This window comes from Xanthomonas sp. SHU 199, assembly GCF_000364665.1.
In the GTDB taxonomy this organism is placed as follows: Bacteria; Pseudomonadota; Gammaproteobacteria; order Xanthomonadales; family Xanthomonadaceae; genus Xanthomonas_A; species Xanthomonas_A sontii.
The window spans coordinates 1-3,359 of the sequence record NZ_AQOI01000203.1 but is presented as its reverse complement, the minus strand read 5'-3'; the positions used below and the strand labels follow the sequence as shown (position 1 = coordinate 3,359).

The window sequence follows — 3,359 nt, the reverse complement described above, 5'->3', positions numbered from 1 at the left end:
TGGCCACCCCGGCCACCACGGCGGCCGCCAAGCCGGCGCCGAGCGTGCCCGCCGCGCCTGCCGCTTCCGGCACCGGCTTCGCCGTGCAGCTGGGCGCGTTCGGCAAGGCCGAGGACGCCAATGCCCTGCGCGACAAGGTGCGCGCGGCCGGCTTCAGCGCCTTCGTCGAGCAGGTGCGCACCGACAAGGGCGCGCTGAACCGGGTGCGGGTCGGCCCGGTCGCCAACCGCGCCGATGCCGAGCAGTTGCGCGCCCAGGTGGCAGCCAAGGTCGGTATCAGCGGTATGGTACGTCCACATCCTTGATCGGGCTTCGGCCCATGGAGTAGCACGATGGTCCAGGGAAGGCAGGCGCGACGCGCGATCGGCGCGATGCAGCGGCTCGGCCGCGGGAGGCGCGCATGATCGACATGGTGCTGTTGACGGTGATCCTGGTCTCGGCCCTGCTCGGGGCCCTGCGCGGGTTCGTCGGCATCGTGGTCGGCACGTTGTCCTGGTTCCTGGCCGGCTGGGCCACGTTCCAGTTCGGCGGCAATGCCGGGCAGTGGCTGGCCAACGGGTCCCGGCCGAGCATGAGCTACTACCTGGGGGGCTACGCGCTGACCTTCGTGACGGTGATGGCGGTGGTCGGCATCACCGGCATGGTGATCCGCACCGCGGTGCGCTCGACCGCGCTGTCGGGCACCGACCGCGCGCTCGGCTTCGGCCTGGGTGCGGCGCGCGGCGGCTTCTTCGCCGCGGTGCTGGCGTTCCTGATGAGCTTCACCCCGCTGACCCGCGAGCCGGACTGGCAGCATTCCATGGTGTTGCCGGTGCTCAAGCCGGGCGTGGGCTGGATGCGCGCGCAGATACCGGACTGGCACATGCCGCAGATGCCGCAGATGAACCTGTCGCAGATGCCGCAACTGAACGTGTCGCAGATGAATTTGGGCAACTTGCCCGCGGCAGGCGATAATGCCGCGCTGGGCAACGCCCTGCAGGCCAGTGGGCTGCAGGAGATGATGTCCAAGGCCCTGGGACGTCCCGGGGTGCGGTCCGCGCAGCCCGGGGGCGACCCGTCGCAACTGATGCCCGCGAACATCGATCCGGCGCAGGCGCGTCCGGCGCAATTCGACCCGGCACGGGTCGAACCCAACGGCCAGGCACGGCCACCTTCCCAATAGCGGCATCCCCGCCGCGGAGAGCGTTGACATGTGTGGCATCGTCGGAATCGTCGGCAACCAGAACGTGGCCGGGCAACTCTATGACGGCCTGGCCGTGCTGCAGCACCGCGGCCAGGACGCGGCGGGCATCGCCACCGCCGACGGTACCCGTCTGCGCGTGCAGAAGGCCAACGGGCTGGTCCGCGACGTCTTCGACGAGAGGCGCATGGCGGTGCTGGAAGGCCGCGTCGGCATCGCCCATTGCCGCTATCCGACCGCCGGCTCGGAAGGCATGGACGAGGCGCAGCCGTTCTACGTGAATTCGCCGTACGGCATCGCGCTGGCCCACAACGGCAACCTGGTCAATACCGAAGCCCTGCGCCAGCAGGTGTTCGAGGCCGACCGCCGCAACATCAACACCGATTCGGACAGCGAAGTGCTGCTGAACGTGTTCGCCTACGAGCTCGACGCGCAGCGCATGCTGACCCCGGAGGCGGCGATCCGCGCCGTGGCCGGCGTGCACCGCCGCTGCAAGGGCGGCTACGCAGTGGTCAGCGTGGTGCTGGGGCTGGGCCTGGTCGCGTTCCGCGACCCGCACGGCATCCGTCCGCTGGTGCTGGGCAAGCGCGAGAGCGTGGAGGGCGACGAGTACATCGTCGCCTCCGAGTCCTCGGCGCTGGACATCCTCGGCTTCACCCGCGTGCGCGACGTGCGCCCCGGCGAAGCGCTGGTGATCACCGGCCGCGGCGAGCTGTTCTCCGAGGTCTGCGCCTCGCCCACCGACCACACCCCGTGCATCTTCGAGTACGTGTACTTCGCGCGGCCGGACTCGATGATCGACAACGTCTCGGTGCACAAGGCGCGCATGCGCATGGGCATGAAGCTGGGCGAGAAGATCCTGCGCCTGCGCCCGGACCACGACATCGACACCATCATTCCGATCCCGGACACCTCGCGCGACGCCGCGCTGGAGATATCCAACGTGCTCGGGGTGAAGTACCGCGAGGGCTTCGTCAAGAACCGCTACATCGGCCGCACCTTCATCATGCCGGGGCAGGGCGAGCGGGTGAAGTCGGTGCGCCGCAAGCTCAATCCGATCCACCTGGAATTCCGCAACCGCGTGGTGCTGCTGGTCGACGACTCGATCGTGCGCGGCACCACCAGCCGGCAGATCGTGCAGATGGCGCGCGACGCCGGCGCGCGCAAGGTGTACCTGGCCAGCGCCGCGCCGCCGGTGCGCTATCCCAACATCTACGGCATCGACATGCCGGCCGCCGACGAACTGGTCGCGCATGGCCGCAGCGAGCAGGAGATCCAGGAATTCCTCGGCTGCGACTGGCTGATCTACCAGGACCTGGAAGACCTGGAGACCGCGGTGCGCGAGGGCAACCCGGAACTGAAGGCGTTCGACTCCTCGTGCTTCAACGGCCAGTACACCACCGGTATCGAACCCGGCTATTTCGAGCGGATCATGCAGCTGCGCTCGGACGAGGCCAAGCGCAAGCGCCGTGCCTGAGTCCCGCCGCCGCCGCGCCCGGGCGCGGCGCATGCTCGCGCTGGCGGGTCTGGCGGCGCTGTTCGGCGGCTGTACTGCTGACGACGCCACGCGGCCGGTGCAGGCGCTGGACGATCCGCGCCTGCGCGACGGCAGCGTGCCGAGTGCGCAGTTGACCATGCTGCAGCTGTACATGGCCCCGGACCAGTTGGCGGTGCTGCAGCCGGGCTACCGCGCACCGCTGGCGATCGCCGGCGCGCAGCGCATCGGCGAGGACCTGCTGCTCCTGCGCCTGCGCGCGCAGCGCTCCTCCGACGACGTGCGCGCCGATGCGCCGCAGTGGGGGTATGCCGTCGATTGCCGCGACGGCACGTCGCGCCTGCTTGCCGCCGGTATCGGCGTCGACGCCGGCTGGCCGTCGAGCGCACCGCTGGCGAGCATCCCCGAACCGCCCGCGGCCGACCGCCGCAGCGCCTTCGCCCTGGCCTGCGCACATCGCGTGGACTGCGTGTTCAAGGTGCCCGGCAACCGCTGCGAGCAGGCCCAGCGCACCTGGCTGGAACGGCGCCAGGCAGCAGCGCATCCGCAGGCGGCGCCGTGAACGGCGACCTGTACCGGGCCGCGCGCGCCTGCCTGGACGCCGCCGACCCCGACGAGAAGGTGGCGCTGACCCAGCGCCATGCCGCGGCCTGGCGTGATGGCGCGCTCGCGGTGCCGGCCGCG

General features: G+C 70.6%; 4 protein-coding genes. All 4 read left to right on the top strand.

Annotation, left to right across the window (positions count from 1 at the left end; all coding sequences use genetic code 11):
* Positions 1 to 305 (top strand): SPOR domain-containing protein (locus tag D183_RS24305; protein WP_039726599.1); only part of this gene is annotated, 305 nt, incomplete at its 5' end.
* A 95-nt stretch (positions 306 to 400) separates the two neighbouring features.
* Positions 401 to 1,162 (top strand): CvpA family protein, encoded by a 762-nt coding sequence (locus D183_RS0108385; protein WP_017908612.1) that lies wholly within the window; start codon positions 401 to 403, stop codon positions 1,160 to 1,162.
* Positions 1,163 to 1,190: 28 nt separating this feature from the next.
* Positions 1,191 to 2,657, top strand: a complete 1,467-nt coding sequence (gene purF / locus D183_RS0108380; protein WP_017908611.1) for an amidophosphoribosyltransferase — start codon at positions 1,191 to 1,193, stop codon at positions 2,655 to 2,657.
* A 31-nt stretch (positions 2,658 to 2,688) separates the two neighbouring features.
* The gene (locus D183_RS0108375; RefSeq protein ID WP_017908610.1) at positions 2,689 to 3,237 is read left to right on the top strand and encodes a hypothetical protein; all 549 of its coding nucleotides are present in this window, start codon (positions 2,689 to 2,691) and stop codon (positions 3,235 to 3,237) included.
* Positions 3,238 to 3,359: the final 122 nt, after the last annotated feature.

Coding starts and splice junctions, on each gene's coding strand:
- purF (WP_017908611.1), top strand. CDS start 1,191: ATGTGTGGCATCGTCGGAATCGTCGGCAACCAGAACGTGGCCGGGCAA.
- D183_RS0108385 (WP_017908612.1), top strand. CDS start 401: ATGATCGACATGGTGCTGTTGACGGTGATCCTGGTCTCGGCCCTGCTC.
- D183_RS0108375 (WP_017908610.1), top strand. CDS start 2,689: ATGCTCGCGCTGGCGGGTCTGGCGGCGCTGTTCGGCGGCTGTACTGCT.